General features: G+C 65.0%; 23 protein-coding genes. 14 read left to right on the forward strand and 9 right to left on the reverse strand.

All coding sequences use genetic code 11. The annotated features are described in order from the left end of the window. Positions 1–37 precede the first annotated feature (37 nt). From ACFFJ6_RS01725 to ACFFJ6_RS01735, 3 genes are read right to left on the reverse strand one after another with little or no spacing between them, the layout of a single operon-like run. On the reverse strand, positions 38–484 hold the full coding sequence (locus ACFFJ6_RS01725) for a hypothetical protein (protein ID WP_378383707.1): 447 nt from the start codon (positions 482–484) through the stop codon (positions 38–40). 7 nt (positions 485–491) lie between these two features. Continuing rightward, positions 492–893, reverse strand: coding sequence for a helix-turn-helix domain-containing protein (locus ACFFJ6_RS01730; RefSeq protein ID WP_378383709.1), 402 nt, complete (start codon positions 891–893; stop codon positions 492–494). Further along, entirely contained in the window at positions 874–1494 is a 621-nt protein-coding gene (locus ACFFJ6_RS01735) for a hypothetical protein (RefSeq protein WP_378383711.1), read from the reverse strand. The genes ACFFJ6_RS01730 and ACFFJ6_RS01735 overlap by 20 nt, the downstream gene beginning before the upstream one ends. 195 nt (positions 1495–1689) lie before the next feature. Between ACFFJ6_RS01735 and ACFFJ6_RS01740 the strand changes: the two genes are divergently transcribed. The 5 genes from ACFFJ6_RS01740 (at position 1690) to ACFFJ6_RS01760 (ending at position 5147) form a co-directional block, all read left to right on the forward strand. Further along, positions 1690–2913, forward strand: a complete 1224-nt coding sequence (locus ACFFJ6_RS01740) for a hypothetical protein (RefSeq protein WP_378383713.1) — start codon at positions 1690–1692, stop codon at positions 2911–2913. 73 nt (positions 2914–2986) lie between these two features. Then, on the forward strand, positions 2987–3367 hold the full coding sequence (gene csgH, locus ACFFJ6_RS01745) for a curli-like amyloid fiber formation chaperone CsgH (RefSeq protein ID WP_378383715.1): 381 nt from the start codon (positions 2987–2989) through the stop codon (positions 3365–3367). Then, complete coding sequence (locus ACFFJ6_RS01750; protein ID WP_378383717.1) at positions 3352–3873, forward strand: hypothetical protein; 522 nt, start codon at positions 3352–3354, stop codon at positions 3871–3873. The genes csgH and ACFFJ6_RS01750 overlap by 16 nt, the downstream gene beginning before the upstream one ends. Positions 3874–3905: 32 nt before the next feature. Then, positions 3906–4196, forward strand: coding sequence for a curli assembly protein CsgF (locus ACFFJ6_RS01755; RefSeq protein WP_378383719.1), 291 nt, complete (start codon positions 3906–3908; stop codon positions 4194–4196). 30 nt (positions 4197–4226) lie between these two features. Next, complete coding sequence (locus ACFFJ6_RS01760; protein ID WP_378383721.1) at positions 4227–5147, forward strand: CsgG/HfaB family protein; 921 nt, start codon at positions 4227–4229, stop codon at positions 5145–5147. 293 nt (positions 5148–5440) lie between these two features. Here the strand turns inward: ACFFJ6_RS01760 and ACFFJ6_RS01765 are convergent, their stop codons facing one another. From ACFFJ6_RS01765 to ACFFJ6_RS01780, 4 genes are all read right to left on the reverse strand, one after another. Continuing rightward, positions 5441–5839: a hypothetical protein gene (locus ACFFJ6_RS01765; RefSeq protein ID WP_378383723.1), complete on the reverse strand. Its 399-nt coding sequence runs from the start codon at positions 5837–5839 to the stop codon at positions 5441–5443. Positions 5840–5977: 138 nt separating this feature from the next. After that, on the reverse strand, positions 5978–6379 hold the full coding sequence (locus ACFFJ6_RS01770; RefSeq protein WP_378383725.1) for a curlin repeat-containing protein: 402 nt from the start codon (positions 6377–6379) through the stop codon (positions 5978–5980). Positions 6380–6495: 116 nt separating this feature from the next. Further along, the gene (locus ACFFJ6_RS01775) at positions 6496–7245 is read right to left on the reverse strand and encodes a lytic transglycosylase domain-containing protein (RefSeq protein ID WP_378383727.1); all 750 of its coding nucleotides are present in this window, start codon (positions 7243–7245) and stop codon (positions 6496–6498) included. 75 nt (positions 7246–7320) lie between these two features. Further along, entirely contained in the window at positions 7321–7863 is a 543-nt protein-coding gene (locus tag ACFFJ6_RS01780) for a hypothetical protein (RefSeq protein WP_378383729.1), read from the reverse strand. Positions 7864–8298: 435 nt separating this feature from the next. Between ACFFJ6_RS01780 and ACFFJ6_RS01785 the strand changes: the two genes are divergently transcribed. The 5 genes from ACFFJ6_RS01785 to ACFFJ6_RS01805 all read left to right on the forward strand — a co-directional run bounded on the left by ACFFJ6_RS01785 (position 8299) and on the right by ACFFJ6_RS01805 (position 14218). Continuing rightward, positions 8299–9162, forward strand: coding sequence for an alpha/beta fold hydrolase (locus ACFFJ6_RS01785; protein ID WP_378383731.1), 864 nt, complete (start codon positions 8299–8301; stop codon positions 9160–9162). A 100-nt stretch (positions 9163–9262) separates the two neighbouring features. Beyond that, positions 9263–9712, forward strand: a complete 450-nt coding sequence (locus tag ACFFJ6_RS01790; RefSeq protein ID WP_378383733.1) for a (2Fe-2S)-binding protein — start codon at positions 9263–9265, stop codon at positions 9710–9712. Next, positions 9709–11892 carry a xanthine dehydrogenase family protein molybdopterin-binding subunit gene (locus ACFFJ6_RS01795; protein WP_378383735.1) on the forward strand — a complete coding sequence of 728 codons (2184 nt, stop codon included), beginning with the start codon at positions 9709–9711 and terminating at the stop codon, positions 11890–11892. Before ACFFJ6_RS01790 ends, ACFFJ6_RS01795 begins: the two co-directional genes overlap by 4 nt. Continuing rightward, positions 11889–13178 (forward strand): c-type cytochrome, encoded by a 1290-nt coding sequence (locus tag ACFFJ6_RS01800; protein ID WP_378383737.1) that lies wholly within the window; start codon positions 11889–11891, stop codon positions 13176–13178. Before ACFFJ6_RS01795 ends, ACFFJ6_RS01800 begins: the two co-directional genes overlap by 4 nt. Positions 13179–13207: 29 nt before the next feature. Then, complete coding sequence (locus tag ACFFJ6_RS01805; RefSeq protein WP_378383739.1) at positions 13208–14218, forward strand: MBL fold metallo-hydrolase; 1011 nt, start codon at positions 13208–13210, stop codon at positions 14216–14218. A gap of 157 nt (positions 14219–14375) precedes the next feature. Here ACFFJ6_RS01805 and ACFFJ6_RS01810 read toward each other — a convergent pair whose 3' ends face one another. Then, a complete protein-coding gene (locus ACFFJ6_RS01810) occupies positions 14376–14534 on the reverse strand; it encodes a hypothetical protein (protein ID WP_378383741.1) in 159 nt (52 codons plus the stop codon). Positions 14535–14666: 132 nt separating this feature from the next. Continuing rightward, positions 14667–15110, reverse strand: a complete 444-nt coding sequence (locus ACFFJ6_RS01815) for a MarR family winged helix-turn-helix transcriptional regulator (RefSeq protein ID WP_378383744.1) — start codon at positions 15108–15110, stop codon at positions 14667–14669. A 157-nt stretch (positions 15111–15267) separates the two neighbouring features. Here ACFFJ6_RS01815 and ACFFJ6_RS01820 point away from each other — a divergent pair, with 157 nt between their 5' ends. The 4 genes from ACFFJ6_RS01820 to ACFFJ6_RS01835 all read left to right on the forward strand — a co-directional run bounded on the left by ACFFJ6_RS01820 (position 15268) and on the right by ACFFJ6_RS01835 (position 20292). Continuing rightward, the gene (locus tag ACFFJ6_RS01820; RefSeq protein WP_378383746.1) at positions 15268–16452 is read left to right on the forward strand and encodes a substrate-binding domain-containing protein; all 1185 of its coding nucleotides are present in this window, start codon (positions 15268–15270) and stop codon (positions 16450–16452) included. Between the two features lie 155 nt (positions 16453–16607). Further along, complete coding sequence (locus tag ACFFJ6_RS01825) at positions 16608–18122, forward strand: amidase (protein WP_378383748.1); 1515 nt, start codon at positions 16608–16610, stop codon at positions 18120–18122. Positions 18123–18206: 84 nt separating this feature from the next. Beyond that, positions 18207–19064 carry a branched-chain amino acid ABC transporter permease gene (locus ACFFJ6_RS01830; RefSeq protein WP_378383750.1) on the forward strand — a complete coding sequence of 286 codons (858 nt, stop codon included), beginning with the start codon at positions 18207–18209 and terminating at the stop codon, positions 19062–19064. Between the two features lie 4 nt (positions 19065–19068). Beyond that, positions 19069–20292 (forward strand): substrate-binding protein, encoded by a 1224-nt coding sequence (locus ACFFJ6_RS01835; RefSeq protein ID WP_378383752.1) that lies wholly within the window; start codon positions 19069–19071, stop codon positions 20290–20292. The last annotated feature ends 132 nt before the right edge of the window (positions 20293–20424 follow it).

A 20424-nucleotide genomic window follows, 5' to 3' on the forward strand; every position in this document is an offset into this window, starting at 1 on the left:
GAAGCCTCCGTGGCTCGATCGTCAGCCGTGAAGTTGATCAGCCGCGAATATGAAGTGAGCCGAGGTGCAGCTCGTGGGGGCCGCCGTCGATAAGGGCGCGGACGTGTATCAGTCCGGCGTGTCGGATCTCGATAGGTTCGATGATCAGGCTGGCGGATACGACGATATAGGGTGGCGCCTCGGTGTCCGGGGGAAGCGAGTCCAGCAAAGCGAGCTGGCTGCTCGGCGGCGGCACCTCGATCGGTTCTTCGGCGACGGGCTTGTCTTCACCGGGAAGATAGCAGCGGGCCATCAGGGAACTGTAGGGCCTGTTGGCTGGCGAGCAGATCGTGACGTGGAAACACAGTTTCGGCAGTGACACCGGGAACGGCCTGTCGACCACCATCACGGCGTTGTAGCAGCGGATAAAGCTGAGCTTTCCCCCCGGTTCGATGCGGATGTCGTCGCAGAAGATGCAGTAACCATAACGATCGAGCGCTTGCACTGACGCATTACTCCTTGGACTTCAACTGAGCGTTCTGCTCAGCCAGCTCAGCGGACCCGTTCGATCTGGAGAGATGGACGACCTTGATCGGGCCGTGCCCGATCGTCGATGTGCCGCTGATATCATTGCGGCCGTAGGCGCATGAAGGCTCCTGCAGCTGCAGCGAGACTTCCATGTTCATCGCCCAGGCGATTTCGGCGAGGCTTCGTAATGTGAGATTGCTCTCGCCGGAGAGCTGTCGGTTGATCTGCGAGCGGTCGACTCCGAGCCGCTTAGCGATGGCCTGCTGTGTCAGGCCCTCGGCCTTCTTCTTTTCTGACAATACGCGAAGTAATTCAGTGCGCACGCGCGAAATAAGCCGTCCTGCACGTTGCGCCCTGCTGCCGATATCAAAATGAAACGACGTCATCGGGGGTGCTACCTTTCACACACAGGTTGTCTTCTACACCTAATTCTCGTCGAATTCGTCTAATTGAAATGCGATAACCTCGATATAAATCGTGATCCTTAACGCGGTTGGTCCAGTCGCCGAATACCGCTGCGAAACAATCCTTCTGCAAGAACCAGCCGAAGATGCGCACGTCGGGCGTCTTGAATTCCCAGACGGCGTTAGGCTCCACGCGAATGACGCGAAACTGCCGGGTGTAGATCATCTGCTTTCCGGCCGTGAACGCGTAGAACAGTGCGTCGACTTGCTCGGCGACGGTCGCGTCGCCGAGACGTTGCGGCGGCTCTGCCCCTGCCAGCAGAGTGCCCAGCCATTCGATGAAGCCCGGTGTGCCATACAGCAGGCGAGCCGGTTGCTCGCCTGCCGCGAGGTCGACTTCGATGCGGATCAGCGCACCGCTGTCGACCAGGTGTTGGATTGTTGACATAGAAATCAACGCCTCGGAGCAGGAACGTGGTGGCGATGAGGCTTCAACGAAGTTGATGTTTAAGTCAACAATAGCGTCTATCCGCTCCCCCAAGTGTTCATTTACCAAGTCTTTCTGCTCCGTGACCAACCGCACGAAACGTAATCAGTCCTATGAATGAGCCAACTAACAAGTAATCGAACGTGAGCAATCGCACACGACGTTGAGTAACAACGCACCAATTAAGCTAAATAATCGGATTGCCATTGTCGAGTCGCTTAACTTCAGGTTAACCTCTTCCTTGAGGGCAGCGATGGTCGCTGACCCCGCTTTGGATAACAGGGAACCGTCATGAAGAAGGTGACAGCACTCGCCATCTTGTTGGCCTCGACCTCGCTGGCTTCGGCCGCTGGCGTTAACGAATCATTCGTCGCGCAGGTCGGTGTGAGCAACACCGCGACCGTCGGTCAGACCGGCGGCAACAACAAGCAGGGCACCGCGCAGTTCGGCTACAAGAACAACGCCATCACTGCGCAGGATCAGGCCGGCGCGAAGACCAACGCGTCGGGTACGCTGCAGATCGGTTCCAAGAACCAGGCGAATGTCGGTCAGACCGGCGGCAACAACAGCCAGGGCACGGTGCAGGTCGGTGTCGCGAACTACGCGAAGACGTACCAGCTGGGTGTGCAGGGCACCAAGACCAACACGTCGTCCACCGGTCAGTTCGGTTATCTGAACAGCTCGGAAGTCGGCCAGACCGGCGGCAACAACACCCAGGGCACGCTGCAGTTCGGTGACAAGAACAGCTCGGCGACGGCGCAGGGCACCAACAAGCAGGGCGGCAAGAACAGCGCCGACACGCTGCAGGTGGGGGCTGGTAACGTGTCGACGACCGCTCAGGGCTCGAACGGTTCAGGGGCGTTCTTTGGCGGCTATACGGGCGGCGACAACGCCTCAACGGCCGTTCAGTTCGGCGTTAAGAACTGGCAGATTACGAACCAGAATGCGAATGGCGCAAACGCCTTGAACGGCGTCGACAACAGCGCGGCCACGTTCCAGGCCGGTTACAAGAATGGTTCGACCACCACGCAGTCGGGCCAGCGCCTGCTGAGCCTGCCGGGCAACCAGTCGCTGACCGCTCAGTTCGGCGCCGAGAACCTCTCGACCGTCTCGCAGCTCAATGGGCTCAACACCCAGGGCACCCTGCAGATCGGCTACAAGAACGACGCGACCACCACCCAGACCAACAGCGCGCTGTCGGGCGGTATCAATGCGGCGGCGACCATTCAGGCCGGTGCCAAGAACCACGCCGGCACCACCCAGGTGGCGAACCCGCTCAGCGGCGGCCTCAACTCGTCGCTGATCGCCCAGTTCGGCGCCCAGAACTCCGCCTACGCCAACCAGACCGGCCCGCAGGCCTCGAGCTGGGCCATCCAGCCCAACACCCAGGCGACCCTGCAGGTCGGCTACGCCAACACGGCCACGACCAGCCAGATCGCAAGCGCCTCGGTGTCCAACACCTCGGTGACCGCGCAGTTCGGCTCGCACAACGTGTCGACCGTCGTCCAGCACTAACCGGCCGCAGCGGCGGGGCGTGAGCCCCGCCGTTTGCTTCTCGCATCTGCGTCATGCCGGGGAGTGTGAGTCGATGGATGGCGCGTGGCCAGCGATTGCGGCCGTTGTGCTCGGATCAGTGTTCGGCGTCCCGATCGCAACGGGGCCGGCGGCCGCCAAGGCGCCGCCGGCGGCCATCGCATGTGACATCCGGACGACGACCGAAGACGGTCTGCTGCGGATCGAGGCGATCGCGACTGCCGCCAAGCCGACGACCGGGACCTACCGGCTGGTCGTCACCAAGAGCAGCGCAACGGGAATAAGTGAGAATCATCAAAGCGGTTCGTTCGAGCTGAACTCGGACGGCGAAACGGTCCTGACCACCATCATTCTCGACGGGTCGGCGCGTGGCCACTACCGGGCATCGCTCATCGTCGAATCAGGCCTAGGGAGAATCTCATGCGTGTCACCATAGCCAACCAGCGTCGGACTCACCTGAAATACGCGCCGTTCGCCTGCGCGCTGCTGGTGTCGGTCTGCGTCGCCGGTCCCGCCGGGGCCGGGACAGCCTACATCGATCAGTCTACCGCACTGCGAAACGGCGTGCAGTACGCGATCCCGGTGGTCGGTCAGACGGCCCCACAGGGAGCTCGAGGGTATCAGGGGGTGCCGGCGGGAGCGACGCCGGAGCTGGTCTCTGCCGGAAATCGCGGTGGGAATTACGCGGTTACCACGCAAATCGGCAACTACAACTACGTTTTCCAGGCGCAAAGTGGGAATAACAACCTGTCGAACGTTGGTATTATCGGTGGTAATCACAACACCGTGGGTGTGTTGCAGCGTGGTTACAGCTTGTTGTCGAATCTCATGCTAGTCAACACGTCAGGATTGTTTGTGGGTGTGATTCAGCCGCCCGGCTCGAAGCCGGTCAACGCGTTGATCGCGCGATTGCCGAATGGCGGTTTATTGATCAAGCGGTAGGCTATCTCGCCGGATCGCAAAGGAGATATCTCATGAGGATTACCGGATTGCTCTCGCTCTGCGTCGGCGTTGCATTGTCGGGCTCCGCCTTTGCGACCGAACAGGTCTATCGGCCGATCAGTCCAACACTCGGCGGTAATCCTCTTGCTGGCAACTTCCTGCTGTCGATGGCACAGGCGCAGGGCAAGGGCGCGACCTCGGGGAACAAGGGCGTCGACCTGTCGGGGCTGAGCAATGCGCTCAGCAATGTCGGCGGTGGATCGTCGACCTCCCCGGTGATTGTGATCGGGGGATCTGGCGTCACGACGCCAACGAGCCCGTAGCCCGACCGAACCCTAGCGGGGCTTAATTTGATGATGTATGCTCGTATGGCCGGCGCATTGCTGCTGGCGCTGAGTGCTGGCGGCTGCGCGCTGACCGGAACGACGAAGGATCCTCTGACCGAACCGGCCCAGATGGTGGCGCCGACGAAAACCGGCGTGGTGCTTGAAAGCCTGCCGCCGCCGAAGCGCAAGCTCGATGTCTCGGTCTACAATTTCCCTGACCTGACCGGTCAGAACAAATCCAACGACAATTTCGCGGAGTTCTCCCGCGCGGTGACGCAGGGCGGCAGCTCGATCCTGACCGACGTGCTGGTCAAGGCCGGCGGCGGCGCCTGGTTCGATGTCGTCGAGCGCGCCGATCTGGCGCCGCTGCTGCAGGAGCGGCAGATCATCCAGAACACCCGCACCGCGCTCGAGGGCGAAAAGGCCAAGAGCCTGCCGCCGCTCCGCTTCGCCGGCGTGCTGCTCGAGGGCGGCGTGATCGGCTACGACACCAACGAGACCACCGGCGGCATCGGCGCCAACTATCTCGGCATCGGCGCGAACGTCCAGTATCGGCAGGACATCATCACCGTCGCGCTGCGCGCCGTGAGCGTCCAGACCGGCCGCGTGCTGGCCTCGGTGACCACCAGCAAGATCGTCTATTCGGTGAATCTGTCGGGCACCGGCTTCCTCTACACCTCGGTCGACCATCTGCTGCAGGCCGACGCCGGCTTCACCAAGAACTCGCCGGCCACGCTGGCGGTGCGCGAAGGCATTCAGCTCGCGGTCTATTCGCTGATCTTCGAGGGCGTGAAGAACAACCTCTGGAGCTTCAAGGATACCCGGGCCGGCGAGGCGTTCATGCGTGAGCTCGAACGTCACCAGAAGGCGATCCCGCCGGTGCCGTTGCCCGATCAGCAGTACTATCCGCGCCCCGTTGCCCGCGATCCGCGCAGCAACGCGGCGTAGGAAAAGCTCGGGTCCTGACCGAGTCAGGGCCTGAGAGCCCGGCCTAATAAGCGCTGTTTGAATTCAGGCTGGTCCAATCCCGCCCGTCATGCCCGGCCTTGCGCCGGGCATTCTCGTCTTGGTGACGCAAGCGCGGAAAGCGCGTGGAAGCCGGGACCAACCCGGCCATGACGGACTGACGAGCCTACGTGGCGATCGAGAACGCCACTGAGAAATCAGTTCGCGCGATCGTCATTTGTCGGAGTTCGCCCGCGCGCGCCTGGCGTCGCGCCTGCAAAAACGCTGATCCGCCGCTAGCGGGCGGGTGAGCGATACTGCTGCGTGGCGCTGTAGCATTCCTTGGACGAGGCATTCTGCGGGCCGCAGGCCACGCCGGACTGAGCCGCGTTGGCCGTCACCGAGGCCGCTGCGGGGCCACTTTCCGGTGTGGCGACGCTAGAGGCCGCGGGCGCCGGTGCGGCTGCCGCCGCTGCTCCGCTCCGGGCCGGTCCGCCGCTTTCGGGCGTCTGCGGCAGCGGCGGGGCATCTGCCGGCCGCTGCCTTAGCGCCGGCAGGAAGCCGCTCGGCTGCTGGACGAAGACTTCGGACGCGACCCGGATCAGCGGGCCATGCCGGTTCTGGGCGACGTCGGTTGCGGGCAGGCCTGCGCTCAGGCCCATCGCTGTTGTCAGTGCTACGGCTGCGTACCACATGCTCCTGGCTCCATAAGTCGCCTGCCCCCGAGAGTGAGTTCCGACTCTGTGCAGATTATAACATCTGCACACCCGACCGGAGAGGGAGAGTTGTACCGCTCCACGCAAAATAGTGCAGCAATTGCTCCTGACGGACGATTAGCGACCGCGCTGCGTGACCGTCGCGCGGTTCAGGGCGCCCTGCTGGATCACCGAGGACGCGTTGTTGCTTCCTGTCTGCAGCACGGCGACATCGTTCCGGTAGCCGCTTTGCGCCACCACAGACGAATTGGCGCGGAGATCGCCGGGGCTGGGCTGTAGAGCATTTGCCGCCGCCAGGCCCTGAGCGACATCGATCGGACGCGCGATCGCCAGCGCCGAGGTCGCCTGCTCCAGCGACGCCGAGGACATCCGGGCTGCACCCTGCAGGGCCTGCGGCACGAACGCCTCGCCGGCGACCGCGCCGAACGTCGTCAGAGCCAGAAAACTACCTGCGCCAACAGCAGAAATAAGCTTCATGTCGAATCCGATCCGTTGCAAGGAAATCAGCTTCGGAAGCATCAATCTGCGCTGGTTAAGGTTTGGTTCCGGGCCGTATGAGCAAGACTAATTCGTCGGCTGCTGATCGACCTCAGTCGATCCAGCGTCACCAACGGCTCTCAGCTTGTCGGAGATATTTAGTAGATCTTCTGCCGAATGCAGGTGGTGCAGAGGTCGCCGGATCGTCCCGGTGTCCGGGTGCTGACCATGGTCGCCTGGCTCTGGCCCCGCACGGTGTCCAGGATCAGCAGCTCGGCCTCCTGCTGCGTCTGGCGGCGGGCGCGTTTTCGGACCACGGCCGGGCTCGCAGAGAACGCAAATTCCGGATTGGCCTGCGCCCACTCCTCGGCGACACGGCCGGTAATGATGCGGACGTAGTTCTGCGTCTCGGCCGGCAGGCGGCTGGCGCCGGCCAGCCAGCGTCTCACCCGCTCGGGGCCGGCATTGTAGGCGGCCGCGGCCAATCCCCAGTTCCCGAAGCGGTTCTTGAGGTCCTTGAGTAGTTCGGCCGACTTGACCAGCGCCTCTTCGGGATCGAACGGGTTCTTGAGCCCGCGCTGCGCTGCGGTCGCCGGCATGAACTGCGCCACGCCCTGGGCGCCCTTGCTGCTGACCGCATTGGGATCGAACGCGCTTTCCTGATGGATCAGCCGCCTGAAGAAATCGGACGGCACCGCCGAGGCCTGCGCGGCGCGCTCGACGAAGGTCAGCAACTGGCCGCGATCCCGCGGCGCCTCCTGGCGGATCCGACGAACCGCCTTCCAGACGGCGAGCCTGGTGGCGGTGACCTGTGCGACCGAGATCTCCGAAGCCGATTCACGCGACGCACATTCGCCCGCCGAGATCATCGCCAGGGTGACCAGCAGGATGCAGCCGAAAATCTTCATCGTGTAAAATGCCGATATCGAAATGCCGACGGACTGTAATGCGAGGCCATTGGATCGTTAGCTGATCTCCGGCGATCAATCCATATCAAAGGTCGGCCGGGGCCGGCGAGGAATGTTCGGCGAGATCGTTACCGCCTGCGCGGCCAGCGGCCGCCGATTCGTCCGGATCGATGCAAAGCAGGTCCGCAGCCTGGATGTTCGCGATCCAAGCCACGCAGCCGCTCCAACAAGGCCGGCATAGAACCGCGTCGCTGCGCTGACGACAGTTCGTTCGGCGGGATCGAACGCGTTGCTGATCATGCTGCAAGCCGCTCTGAGCGCCGACGCCGTGATGATCGTCACACCCGCGGGGATCACGCCCAGAATGCAAAGGCTCAGCGCCCGGTACGCAAGCGGCTCGGCCGGTCCGAATACGACGAAGAAGATGCCCACGAACAGCAGGGCCAGCGCCACGATCGCAAGAAGCCGATACAGCAGGATACCGAGATCATCGATCTGCACCGCAGTCTTCGAGCGCGGTCGGACCGGAACGGCAATGGTATCCGTGTCTGGTTGCGGGTGGACGGTGCAGCACGGCGTCGATCGATTGCCGAACCGATGACTGGAAATCCGCATCATGGGCCGTCCACCTGGCAGGTAATAGCTATTTAGGGAGATTGATCTGCGGTGCTGATGCTGGTCGACGATGCTGAATATTTCGCAAATAATCGATTAGTTGGAGTGATTAGTTGACGTGCGCGAGGTGCGGTTGGCTGGCGGCTGTACCTGGTGTGGGTGCCTCGGTGGTATGGATGCGTCGCGTAGTGAGTTGCCGAAGTTGGCCTGCTGCGTCGCGCGAGGGTAAAACCGGCGCCCCGTGCGAACCAGTTTGGGGGCGACCTCCGGGCGCGGACGTGCTGCCCGCTGGTCCTTGCCAACTCGGTGATCATCCAAACGTCCAATCGCCGGCACAAGCCTGCAATCCCGGCCCGGCTGTCCCGACTACCTTCCGGCTTCATCGCTGAATCTCCGCAGGGCCTGTCCGTTCGCGGAGGGCTCGAAGGGACCAGCCGAATGACGACACCGCGCCATGCCACGATCCGTGCCAACGGCATCCGGCAGTTCTATCGCGAGGCCGGGTCGGGGCCTCCGGTGATCCTGCTGCATGGATTCCCGGAGACGAGCTATGCGTGGCGGTTTCAGATTCCCGCGCTGGCGAAGCGCTACCGGGTGATCGCGCCGGATCTGCGCGGCTATGGCGACACCGACAAGCCGGCCGGCGGCTACGACAAGCGCACCATGGCGAGCGATATCGTGGCGCTGGCGCAGGCGCTCGGCATCGGACGCTTCGCGCTGATCGGCCATGACCGCGGCGCCCGCGTGGCGACGCGGCTGACCAAGGATCATCCCGATCTGGTCGATCGGCTGGTGGTGATGGACAATGTGCCGACCCGCATCGTGGCGCGCGACATGAACGCCAGGATCGCCCGGCAATACTGGTTCTTCCTGTTTCATCAAGTGGCCGACCTGCCGGAGGCGCTGATCGCCGGCCGCGAGGAGATCTGGCTGCGCCACTTCTTCACCGACTGGTGCCACGACCCGAAAAGTATCACCGAGGATGCGATCGCCGCCTATGTGAAGGCCTTCGCGGCGGAAGGCGGCGTGCGCGGCGCGCTGTCGGATTATCGCGCCGGCGCCGAGGATATCGCCCAGGATCTCGCCGACGCCGACGTCAAGATCGCGTGCCCGACGCTGTCGCTGTGGGGCGCGGATTTCGGCGCGGTCGGCAAGCTGTTCGACATGGAAGCGGTGTGGCGCGAGATGGCCAGCGACCTGCGGGTCGCGGCGATCCCGCAATGCGGACACCTGCCGCACGAAGAACAGCCCGAGATCGTCACCAACCTGCTGCTCGAGTTCCTCGACGGCTGGCAGGGCTGAACCCTGCCGCGGTGATCGACCCGTTCAACCGGCGATGCAATCCGACAAGAGCCGGACGGAGCTGCGGCCGATACTTGCGCATCTGTCCAAGAGAGACTCGATGCTGGCACTCAAGGTCAATGGCCGCGACTACGCGGTGGACGCGCCCGACGACATGCCGCTGCTCTGGGTGCTGCGCGACCTGATCAAACTGCGCGGCACCAAGTTCGGCTGCGGCATCGCGCAATGCGGCGCCTGCACGGTGCATCTCGACCAGCAGCCGGTGCGGTCCTGTGTTCTGCCGGTCGGCAGCGTCGGCAGTCGGTCCATCACCACCATCGAAGGCGTCGGCGAGACCGAGACCGGCCGCAAGATCCAGCAGGCGTGGCTCGATCTCGAAGTCGTGCAGTGCGGTTACTGCCAGTCCGGCCAGATCATGAGCGCGGCGGCGTTGCTGAGCCGCCAGGCCGACCCGGACGATGCCGCCATCGATGCCGCGATGGCCGGCAACATCTGCCGGTGCGCCACCTATGTGCGCATCCGCGCCGCCATCAAGGCAGCGGCGAAATGACGGCGAGGGAGGAATCTCGGCCGTCCTCGCGTGGTCCGTCGCGCCGCGCCGTTCTGGCCGGCGCGCTGGTGATCGCCTTCGCCCGTCCCGGCAAGGCGCATGCCGCGCCGTCGGAGACCACCGCTGCGCCGGCGGCCGCCCAACTCGGCGGCTTCGTCCGCATCGCGCCGTCGGGCGAGATCGCGCTGGTGATGCCGAGTGTCGAGATGGGGCAGGGCATCTACACGGCCGAAGCGGCGCTGCTCGCCGAAGAACTCGACGTCCGGCTCGATCAGATCACCGCGGTGGCCGCGCCGCCCGACGCCTCGCTTTATGCGCAACCGCTGTTCAAGGCGCAACTCACCGGCGGCTCGACCTCGATCCGCGGCTTCTGGACGCCGCTGCGCCAGGCTGGCGCCGCCGCGCGTCACATGCTGGTCGCCGCGGCCGCGCAGCGCTGGCAGGTCGAGGCGGCCGACTGCATCACCCGCGACGGCATCGTCACGCATGCGCCCAGCGGCCGCGCGCTGCCTTATGCGGAGGTCGCAGCGGACGCCGCGGCCCTGCCGGTTCCGATGCAGCCGCAGCTCAAGTCGCCGGCCGACTACAAGCTGATCGGCAAGAGCCTGAAGCGGATCGACACGCCCGCCAAGGTCGACGGCAGTGCGGTGTACGGCATCGACATCGACGTGCCCGGGATGAAGACGGCGGTGCTGGCGATCTGTCCGGTCGCCGGCGGCACGCTCCGCGCAGTCGATGACTCGAAAGCACGACAATTAGCTGGCGTGATCGATGTGCTGCGGATCGACGATGCGGTCGCGGTGGTCGGCGAGCATTACTGGGCGGCCAAGGCCGGCCGCGACGCGCTCGATCTCGATTGGAATTTTGGGCCGAATGCCGGCCTGTCGTCGGACGGCATCTGGCAGGACGCCAAGGCCGCATCGCAGAGTATCGCGCCGATCGAGGCGTTGAAACACGGCGACGTCGATGCGGCGTTTAGGCAGGCCAAGCGCCGCGTCGACGCCGACTACGAGATGCCATTTCTTGCCCACGCCACGATGGAGCCGATCAATACGACCGTGCACGTGCGGCCGGACGGTTGCGACATCTGGGTCGGCACGCAGACGCCGGTGGTGGCGCAGCGCCATGCGGCGCGGATCACGGGGCTGCCGGTCGAGACGGTGGCGGTCCATAATCAGCTGATCGGCGGCGGTTTCGGCCGACGGCTGCAGGCCGACACGATCGAGCAGGCGGTCCGCTTCGCCAAGCAGGTGTCCTATCCGCTGAAGGTCATCTGTACGCGCGAGCAGGACATCCGGCACGATCGCTTCCGGCCCTCGTACTACGACCGCTTCAGCGCCGGTCTCGACGAGCAGGGCCTGCCGATCGCCTGGACGCATCGCACCACCTCGGGCACCGTTCGCAAGGATTTCGATGACAACGGCTGGCCGCAGGGCAAGCTCGACAAGGACGCGGTCGATGGCTCCTGGGACAGCCCTTACGCGTTCCCGAACATCCGTGTGGATTGGGTCCGCCACGATCCGCCGATCAAGCTGAACTGGTGGCGCGGCGTCGGCCCGACGCACAACGTGTTCGTGCTCGAGAGCTTCGTCGATGAATTGGCGCATAGCGCCGGCCGTGACCCCGTCGCGTATCGTCGCGCGCTGCTGCCGGCTGACAATGTCCGCGCCCGGCATGTGCTCGATCTGGCCGCCGAGAAAGCTAACTGGCGCGCGCCGCAGGGCGGCAGGATCGGCCGAGGCGTCTCGCTGCATCAGAATTTCGGGAGCTTCGCAGCGCTGGTGGTCGAGGTTGCCGTGGCGCCAGCGGGTGAAGTGGTGCTGCGCAAGGTCGTCGCGGCGATCGATTGCGGCATCCTGGTCAATCCCGACATCGTGCGGGCGCAGATCGAGGGCGGCGTGCTGTTCGGGCTGTCGGCCGCGCTGTTCAACGGCATCACTTTCGCGGGCGGCCGCGTGCAGCAGAGCAACTTCAACGACTATCGCCAGCTGCGGATCAACGAGACGCCGACGGTCGAGGTGCATCTGGTCGATAGCCGCGAGCCGCCCGGCGGCCTTGGCGAAGTCGGCACCGTGTCGGCCGCGCCGGCGCTCGCCAACGCGATCTTCGCCGCCACCGGCGTCCGGCTGCGGCGATTGCCGATCGACACATCGGCGCTTAAGGCAGGGGGCGCCACATGACCCGCATTCTCGCCGTCCTCGCCGCGTTGGTCATTGCGGCGGCCGCGCTCGCCGGCTGGTTCTTCTTCTGGCCGGCGAAGCTGATACAGGTCCAGCCTTCGCCAAACCAGCCGACCGGTCCAGCGCTGATCGCGCGTGGCGCCTATCTCACGACAGCCGCCGATTGCGAGAGCTGCCACACCGCGCCGGGCGGCAAGCCATTCGCCGGCGGCCGCGCGTTCAAGCTGCCGTTCGGCACGATCTATTCGTCCAACATCACGCCCGATGCCGACACCGGAATCGGCAAGTGGTCGGACGCCGAGTTCGTCCGCGCATTGCATCAGGGCATCGGCCGTGCCGGCGAGGATCTCTACCCGGCGTTGCCCTACACCTCCTACGCGCTGCTGGCGACCGACGACGTGCTGGCGATCCGCGCCTATCTGGCGACGCTGCGGCCGGTCGCGCAGCAGCCGCCCGCCAACACGCTGGGCTTCCCGTTCAATCAGCGCTTCGTGCTGCGCGCCTGGAAGCTGCTGTTCATGCCGACGCAGCCATGGCAGCCGTCGCCGGAGCGCGATGCGCAATGGAACAAGGGCGCTTACTTGGTCGAAGCGCTGGCGCATTGCGGCGAATGCCACACGCCGCGCAACGTCATGTTCGCGATGAAGCGCAGCGAGAAGTTCGCCGGCGCGATCGTCGACGGCTACAAGGCCTACAACATCACGCCGGATGCCGAGACCGGGATCGGCCGCTGGCCCGACGCCGAGATCAGCGCGTATCTCGCGACCGGCCACGCGCCGGGCCATGGTGGCGCCTCCGGCGGCATGGCAGAGGCGATCAAGTTCAGCCTCGGCCGCCTGCCGCAAGAGGACATCGCGGCGATCACTGCGTATCTGAAAACCGTGCCGCCGCAACGGTCCACGCTATCGCCCGCGGCCGATCCGCATCCGGTCACGCTGGCAAGCGCCGGGCCGTGGTCGCCGGGCCCCGATGGCGGCGCCGATCCGATCGGCCTGCGCATCTTCGCGTCGGCTTGTGCGAGTTGTCACGGCTGGGACGGCTCCGGCCGCCAGACCGGAAACGCCTCCTTGCGCGGCGCCCGCAGCGTCAACGATGTCGGCGGCGCCAATGTCATTCGCACGGTGCTGCAAGGCGTTGCCGTCACTTCGCCGACGGGGGCGATGCCGGCCTTCGCGGCCGCCTACACTGACGATGAGATCGCGGCGGTCGCCAACTACGTGATCGGCCATTTCGGTGGCAAGTCCGGCCGCGTCACCGCGAAGGACGTCAAGGCCGCGCGCAACTAAGTCGGCGCTGCGATGCAAGGAGACGCAAGATGAAGTCGCTCAAGGTCGTCCTTCTCGGATTGCCGCTGTTTCTGTGCGGTGTTGAAGCGGCCGCGGCGGCCGCGCCACAGGTGCGCACGCAGGCGCCCGGTTACTATCGGATGATGCTCGGAAAGTTCGAGATCACGGCGCTGCTCGACGGCACCCACACCTTTCCGGTCAATAAGGTGATGCTGCGCAATGAAGCCGCCGCCGACGGGACGCGCCGCGCGGTCCAGCTCTCCGACATACACCCCGGGGAGGCCGAAGCGTTGCTCGCCGCCGAGCGGCTGTCGATCCCGCTCGAAGGCGCCATCAACGCGTTCCTGGTCAACACCGGTGACAGGCTGGTTCTGATCGACAGCGGCGCCGGCAGCCTCTATGGCGATTGCTGCGGCCATCTGATCGAGAATTTGCGCGCTTCCGGCTACAAGCCCGAGCAGGTCGACGAGATCTATTTGACGCATCTGCACGCCGACCACGTCGGCGGCGTCGCGCCGCATGGCCAGGCTGCGTTCCCCAACGCGGTCGTCCGCGTCAATCAGAAGGACGTCGATTACTGGCTCGATCCGGCCAGCGAGGGCAAGGCGCCGGCATTTCTGAAGTCGATGTTCGAAGGCGACCGCGCCTCGCTGAAGCCGTATCAGGGGTCGGGGCGGCTGAAGCCGTTCAAGGATGGCGAGCAGTTGTCGCCGGGCATCCGCGCGATCCCGACCGCAGGGCACACGCCGGGCCACACCTCCTACGAAGTCAGCAGCGACGGCCAGCGGCTGCTGGTCTGGGGCGATCTCGTCCACGTCGCGCCGCTCCAGTTTCGCGATCCGGCGATCACGCTGACTTACGACAGCGATCCGTTCGGAGCGGAAGCGCAGCGCACTGCGATCTTCGCCGACGCGGCAACCACGGGCACCTGGATCGCCGCGGCGCACATCGCGTTTCCGGGCATCGGCCACATCGTGCCGTCCGGCACGCGCTTCGTCTGGATCCCGGCGAGCTACACGACGCTGCTTGGGAAGAAGTAATTGGTCAGTCCCGCCGAGAAACCCAGTGTGAATTTGGCAGGCGACACCACCTCCGTCATTGCGAGGAGCGCAGCGACGAAGCAATCCAGCCCGGTGCACTGGGTTTCTGATTGCTTCGCTGCGCTCGCAATGACGGGGAGAGGTCGCGGGCTAAAAACTAAGGCCGCCGCGACGGCTTGATCACCTTGTCGGAGTTGCGGTCGGTGTCGTCCATCGGCGGACCATCTTCCGGGCGTGGCGGCATGTGGTGGCCGCCTTGCTTGCGCTGGATGCGCTCGCGTTCCGCCTGATCGTCGGTGGGATTTTGCGTGGTCATCGGCTTGCTCCTGTCGCCATGTCGGCACAGGTCCAAAGCCCCACGCTCCGCCCGGTTCCTAACCTCGTCGCGCCTGCGGTGAAGGCGAGGCGGCCGGCAGCCGGAGATGATGGTCCAGCGGCACGAAGCCGCTCAAGTCGCGGCGTCGATCAGGCTTTCGAGCAGACGCTTCAGCTCGGCGGTCGCCTTGTCGCCGTAGCTCTCGGCGATATGCGCTTCCTGGCTCAGCGCCAGCGCATTGAGGCGCTGGGTCAGCGCCTTGCCCCGTTCGGAGCTGTACATCAGGACCTTGCGGCGATCTTCCGGATCCTGCGCCCGATAGACCAGCGAGTCCGACACCATCCGGTCGATCATCTTGGTGAGCGTCGGGTGGTTGAGCAGCACTTCCTCGGCGAGTTCGCCCATCGAGTGGCCCTTGCCGTCGGACAGCACCTTGAGGATGCGCCACTGCTCGACCGGCACATTCTCGTCGCGCAGCCGTGCCTCGAGCTGCCGGTTGATCTCCCGGTTCGCCTGGGCGAGCAGATAAGCGAGATGTTCGGTGATCGGCGGATTGCGGCTGGGCGATTTGGCCACGGCTGGGACTTTATCGTTCGGATTGAATGAATCAGATGCTCAGTTTGCTGCATCTATATGCACATCAATTCTTGAAAGTTCAATATTTTCGAATAGCATTCGTCTCCGTGCGGACAGGACTTTCGCAGGATGCCCGCGCCAATAGTCAGGAGAGGGTGTGCTCTCGATCGGGGATCTCGGAAACGGTGCGGCCGTTCCGCCGCCACTGGGCGTGCTTGACCGGGTGTCTTCGCTCGACGACGCGGCGTGGATCGATTGTCCCGGCGACGGCATGGGCGCCGCGGCGCGGCGGGCCCGGAGCAAGCTTCGGATCGGCAACTTCGTCACCTTCCAGGGTGCCCCCGGTCTGTGGGGCCCGGCCTGCTGCAACGCATCGCTGCTCGCGGCCGCCGAGATCAACAAGCGCGGCGGCATTCTCGGGCGCGAAATCGAACTGGTGATGTACGACGCCGGCGGTCCGATCGAGGATGTCGTCCAGCGCGTCGCCCGTGCGGTCGATGACGAAGACGTCGACATCGTGATGGGCTCGCATATCAGCGCCGTCCGCGTTGCGTTGCGCAACGCCATCCGCGGCCGCGTTCCGTACATCTACACGCCGGTCTATGAGGGCGGCGAGCGCGCGCCGGGCGTTCTGACGATCGGCGAGACGCCGCGCTGGCAGAGCCGTCCGGCGATCGACTGGCTCACCCAGGTCAAGCACGCCAAGCGCTGGTATCTGATCGGCAGCGACTACGTCTGGCCGTGGCTGTCGCACCGTGCGGTGAAGACCTACATCAAGGACGCCGGCGGGCAGGTGGTGGGCGAGGAGTTCGTCCCGCTCGGCGAGGACAATCACGAGCGGCATCTGGCGCGGATTCGCGCCGCGCGGCCGGACGTCGTGCTGATCTCGCTGATCGGCACCGACAGCGTCACCTTCAATCGCAGCTTCGCCGAATGCGGCCTATCCGCCGGCATCCTGCGGCTCGCCGGCGCGATGGACGAGACGGTGCTGCTCGGCATCGGTGCCGACGCTACAGAAAACCTGTTCTGTGCGTCCGGCTATTTCGGCTGCCAGGACTCGCTCGAGAACGACGAATTCCGCGCGTCCTATGTGCGTGCCTTCGGCCCGACGGCGCCGCCGATCGGCTCGGTCGGACAGTCCAACTACGAAGGGCTGCGATTTCTCGAAGCCGTCGCGCAGAAGGCCCAGACGCTGGCGCCGCGGCCGCTGCTCTCGGCCGGCAAGAACATCGTCTATCGCGGCGCGCGCGGCCCGGTTGCGATCCGGGACGGCCGCGCGCGGATGAGTATCCATCTCGCTCAGGCCGACGGTTTGGATTTCAAGTTGATCCGCGCCTTCTGAGTCCGGCGCGGCGCCGCTTCGTCGGCCCTTCAAAATAATACTTGAAATCGAAAATATTTCTGTATGTAGTAACAAGATGACGCAGCGGCCGCTGGGCCGCCGCCGGTCGTCCCCGGACCGGCGCCGTCGACCGGTCCACGCGCAGGAGATCAATCTTGGCAGTCTCGCTTCCCACCCCCACGCAGCTTCTCGATGTCGCCGATCAGTGCGGCCTGGCCCTCACCGATGAGGACGTGACCTCCTTCCGCGCCCTGATGCAGTCCTCGGTCGACGCCTACAATGTCGTGGCGATGCTGCCGGACGAAGTGCCGCTGGTGAAGTATCCGCGCACGCCCGGCTATACGCCCGGCGCGGACGAGAACCCGCGCAATGCCTGGTATCGCAAGTCGAGCGTCAAGGGCGCGGCCTCCGGCAAGCTCAAGGGCAAGACCGTCGCGCTCAAGGACAACATCATGCTGGCCGGCGTGCCGATGATGAACGGCTCGTCGACGCTCGAAGGCTTCATGCCGGACTTCGACGCCACCATCGTCACCCGCATTCTCGATGCCGGCGGCGAGATCCTCGGCAAGACGCATTGCGAGCACTTCTGCATCTCGGGCGGCAGCCACACCGGCTCCAACGGCCCGGTGCACAATCCGCACAAGATGGGCTACTCGGCCGGCGGTTCGTCCTCGGGCAGCGCCGTCGTAGTCGCGCTCGGCGAGGCCGACATGGCGATCGGCGGCGACCAGGGCGGCTCGATCCGCATGCCGTCGTCGTTCAGCGGCACCTACGGCATGAAGCCGACCTGGGGTCTGGTGCCCTACACCGGCATCATGCCGATCGAGATCTTCGTCGACCACACCGGTCCGATGACCGCCTCGGTCGCCGACAACGCTCTGCTGCTCGAGGTGCTGGCCGGCGACGACGGCTACGATCCGCGGATCCGCGCGCCGATCGTGCACGAATACACCAAGGCGCTCGGCACCGGCGTCAAGGGCATGAAGATCGGCATCGTCAAGGAAGGCTTCGATCAGCCGGGCGCCGAAACCGCGGTGAACGAAAGCGTTCGCGAGGCCGCCAAGCGGCTCGCCAGCCTGGGCGCGACGGTCGAGGAGATTTCGATCCCGGCGCATCTCGTTGCGGGCGCCGTATGGACGCCGATTGGCGCCGAGGGAATCGCCCAGACCATGATGTTCGGAGACGGCTACGGTCTCAGCCGCGCGGACCTGTATTCGACGGCGCTGATGAAGGCGCACCGCGGCTGGCGCGACCAGGCGGATTCGTTGTCCGAGACGACCAAGCTGTTCCTGCTGCTCGGGACCTACATCAACAACACCTTCGGTCCGCGCTACTACGGCAAGGCCGTCAACATCTCCCGCCGCATCACCGCGGCGTACGACGCGGCGCTGGCGCAGTACGATCTGCTGCTGATGCCGACGACGCCGATGAAGGCCACGCCGCTGCCGGCGCCGGGCGCCAGCCGCGAGGAAGTCGTTGGCCGCGCCTTCGAGATGATCAGCAACACCGCGCCGTTCGACATCACCCATCATCCGGCGATGTCGGTGCCGTGCGGCATGGTCGATGGCCTTCCGGTCGGCATGATGCTGATCGGCAAGCATTTCGACGAACCGACCATCTACCGCGCCGCGCATGCCTTCGAGCAGGCCGGCGACTGGAAGAAGATGTGAGGCGCATGATCCGGAACGCCGCGTCTCGGCGCTCCGGATCGCCCGCGCGCATCAACGCTTGCTCCTCCATCCGGTAAAGGTCGAATGGAAAATCTGCTCGTCGCCCTGTTCGAGATTCTGAGTTTCGGCGCCATCGTGGTGCTGGTGGTGCTGGGCCTCGGAATCATCGCCAGCATGATGGGGATCTTCAACTTCGCGCAGGGCGAATTCGTCCTGCTCGGTGCCTATGTCACCTACTTGGCCTACACCGCGGGCCTGCCGGTGTGGACCGGCATGGTCGCGGCGCCGTTCGTCGTCGGTGCGTTAGGATTTGTCCTTGAGAGACTGATCGTCAGACGATTCTACGCCGCGCCGATCGTCGCGATGCTTGGCACCTACGCGCTCGGCCTGATCATCCGCGAAATCGTCCGTGGCCTGATCGGCGGCCTTTATATCTCCGTGCCGGAGCCGATCGGCGGTTCGGTCGCGCTCGGCTCGATGCATTTCTCGACCTGGCGGCTGGTGATCATCGTCATCACCGCGCTGGTGATGGTGGCGAGCTATCTGTTGCTGTCGCGCACCTCGTTCGGCCTGCGCGTCCGCGCCTCGCTGGAAAATCCGGCGCTGGCCCGCGCCTCCGGCATCTCCACCAACGCGATCTACGGCGCGACCTTCGCGTTCGGCGCAGCGCTGGCCGGTCTTGCCGGCGCGCTGATCGTCCCGGTGTTCTCGCTGTTCGCCGATCTCGGCCTGCGCTTCCTGATCCAGGGTTTCGTCGCCGTGATGGTCGGCGGCATCGGATCGTTCGCAGGTCCGGTCGCCGGCGCCGGCATCATCGGCACGCTGTCGGCGGCGCTGCCCTGGGTCATCCAGCCGGTGATCGCCGACGTGCTCGTCTTCGTGCTCGCGATCATCTTCATCAAGTTCCGGCCGCAGGGCCTCGTTTCGGGAAAAGGGATCTAGCCTGATGTCCAGCGACTCCAACTTCCAGCTCAATCGACGTCGCTTCCTCTCCAACTTCGCCTTCGCCGGCACCGCGATCGCCACCGGCGTCGGCAGCTGGGTGGTCCCGGCCGGCTGGGCCAACGCGGCCGCCGGCCCGATCAAGGTCGGCATCGCCACCGACCTCACCGGCCCGATCGGCTACGCCGGCAACGCCGACGCCAACGTCGCCAAGATGGTGATCAAGCAGATCAACGACGCCGGCGGTCTGCTCGGCCGTCCGCTCGAACTCTACATCGAGGACACCGCCTCGAACGAAGCCGTCGCCGTCGGTAACGTCCGCAAGCTGATCCAGCGCGACAAGGTCGACATGGTGCTGGGCGGCGTTACCTCGTCGATGCGCAACGCCATCAAGGACGTGATCGTCTCGCGCGGCAAGACGCTGTACATCTATCCGCAGCTCTACGAAGGCAAGGAATGCACCGCGAACCTGTTCTGTACCGGCCCGACGCCGGCGCAGCAGTGCGACGAATTCATTCCGTGGCTGATCAAGAACGGCGGCAAGAAATTCGCCCTGCCGTCCGCCAACTACGTCTGGCCACACACGCTCAATGCCTATGCCCGCAAGGTGATCGAGGCCAATGGCGGCGAGGTCGTGCTCGAGGAGTACTATCCGCTCGATCAGATCGACTTCTCGTCGACCGTCAACCGCATCATCTCCAACAAGGTCGACGTGGTGTTCAACACCATCATTCCGCCGGGCGTCGGGCCGTTCTTCAAGCAGCTCTACGAAGCCGGCTTCCTCAAGAACGGCGGCCGTCTGGCCTGCGTGTACTATGACGAGAACACGCTGGGCATCAACCAGCCGGCCGAGATCGAAGGTCTGGCGAGCTGCCTCGATTACTTCAAGGCCGTGGCGAAGGACGATCCGGTCAGCGCCAAGATCCAGGCCGAATACGACAAGGCCTTCCCGGGGACCTTCCTGTTCGCCGCCGGCAGCGCCGCCACCGGCACGTATCGCGGCCTGAAGCTGTGGGAAGCGGCCGTGAAGGAGGCCGGCAAGATCGATCGCGACGGCGTCGCCGCGGCGCTCGATCACGCCAAGATCGCCGAAGGTCCCGGCGGCCCGGCCGAGATGGTTCCCGGCAAGCGCCACTGCAAGATGAACATGTACACGGCGGTCGCCAAGAACGGCAGCTATGAGATCGTCGAGCGCAGCAAGGGTCTGGTCGACCCGAAGGAATGCTGATGCACTGCGCTTACGACGAGTCGTCCCCGCGCAGGCGGGGACCCATAACCCCTGGCGCTTGCGGTGGGGAAAGGCAGCTGCCTCCGGGCTTCTCTCGAGAGGCTGCGGAGTATGGGTCCCCGCCTTCGCGGG

The organism is Rhodopseudomonas telluris (genome assembly GCF_042432815.1).
GTDB lineage: Bacteria > Pseudomonadota > Alphaproteobacteria > Rhizobiales > Xanthobacteraceae > Rhodopseudomonas > Rhodopseudomonas telluris.

Bases quoted from the DNA above. Each gene is read 5' to 3' on its own strand.
- ACFFJ6_RS01730 (WP_378383709.1), bottom strand. From the start codon at position 893: ATGACGTCGTTTCATTTTGATATCGGCAGCAGGGCGCAACGTGCAGGA.
- ACFFJ6_RS01740 (WP_378383713.1), top strand. From the start codon at position 1,690: ATGAAGAAGGTGACAGCACTCGCCATCTTGTTGGCCTCGACCTCGCTG.
- csgH (WP_378383715.1), top strand. From the start codon at position 2,987: ATGGATGGCGCGTGGCCAGCGATTGCGGCCGTTGTGCTCGGATCAGTG.
- ACFFJ6_RS01750 (WP_378383717.1), top strand. From the start codon at position 3,352: ATGCGTGTCACCATAGCCAACCAGCGTCGGACTCACCTGAAATACGCG.
- ACFFJ6_RS01755 (WP_378383719.1), top strand. From the start codon at position 3,906: ATGAGGATTACCGGATTGCTCTCGCTCTGCGTCGGCGTTGCATTGTCG.
- ACFFJ6_RS01760 (WP_378383721.1), top strand. From the start codon at position 4,227: ATGATGTATGCTCGTATGGCCGGCGCATTGCTGCTGGCGCTGAGTGCT.
- ACFFJ6_RS01765 (WP_378383723.1), bottom strand. From the start codon at position 5,839: ATGTGGTACGCAGCCGTAGCACTGACAACAGCGATGGGCCTGAGCGCA.
- ACFFJ6_RS01770 (WP_378383725.1), bottom strand. From the start codon at position 6,379: ATGCTTCCGAAGCTGATTTCCTTGCAACGGATCGGATTCGACATGAAG.
- ACFFJ6_RS01775 (WP_378383727.1), bottom strand. From the start codon at position 7,245: ATGAAGATTTTCGGCTGCATCCTGCTGGTCACCCTGGCGATGATCTCG.
- ACFFJ6_RS01780 (WP_378383729.1), bottom strand. From the start codon at position 7,863: ATGATGCGGATTTCCAGTCATCGGTTCGGCAATCGATCGACGCCGTGC.
- ACFFJ6_RS01785 (WP_378383731.1), top strand. From the start codon at position 8,299: ATGACGACACCGCGCCATGCCACGATCCGTGCCAACGGCATCCGGCAG.
- ACFFJ6_RS01790 (WP_378383733.1), top strand. From the start codon at position 9,263: ATGCTGGCACTCAAGGTCAATGGCCGCGACTACGCGGTGGACGCGCCC.
- ACFFJ6_RS01795 (WP_378383735.1), top strand. From the start codon at position 9,709: ATGACGGCGAGGGAGGAATCTCGGCCGTCCTCGCGTGGTCCGTCGCGC.
- ACFFJ6_RS01800 (WP_378383737.1), top strand. From the start codon at position 11,889: ATGACCCGCATTCTCGCCGTCCTCGCCGCGTTGGTCATTGCGGCGGCC.
- ACFFJ6_RS01805 (WP_378383739.1), top strand. From the start codon at position 13,208: ATGAAGTCGCTCAAGGTCGTCCTTCTCGGATTGCCGCTGTTTCTGTGC.
- ACFFJ6_RS01810 (WP_378383741.1), bottom strand. From the start codon at position 14,534: ATGACCACGCAAAATCCCACCGACGATCAGGCGGAACGCGAGCGCATC.
- ACFFJ6_RS01830 (WP_378383750.1), top strand. From the start codon at position 18,207: ATGGAAAATCTGCTCGTCGCCCTGTTCGAGATTCTGAGTTTCGGCGCC.
- ACFFJ6_RS01835 (WP_378383752.1), top strand. From the start codon at position 19,069: ATGTCCAGCGACTCCAACTTCCAGCTCAATCGACGTCGCTTCCTCTCC.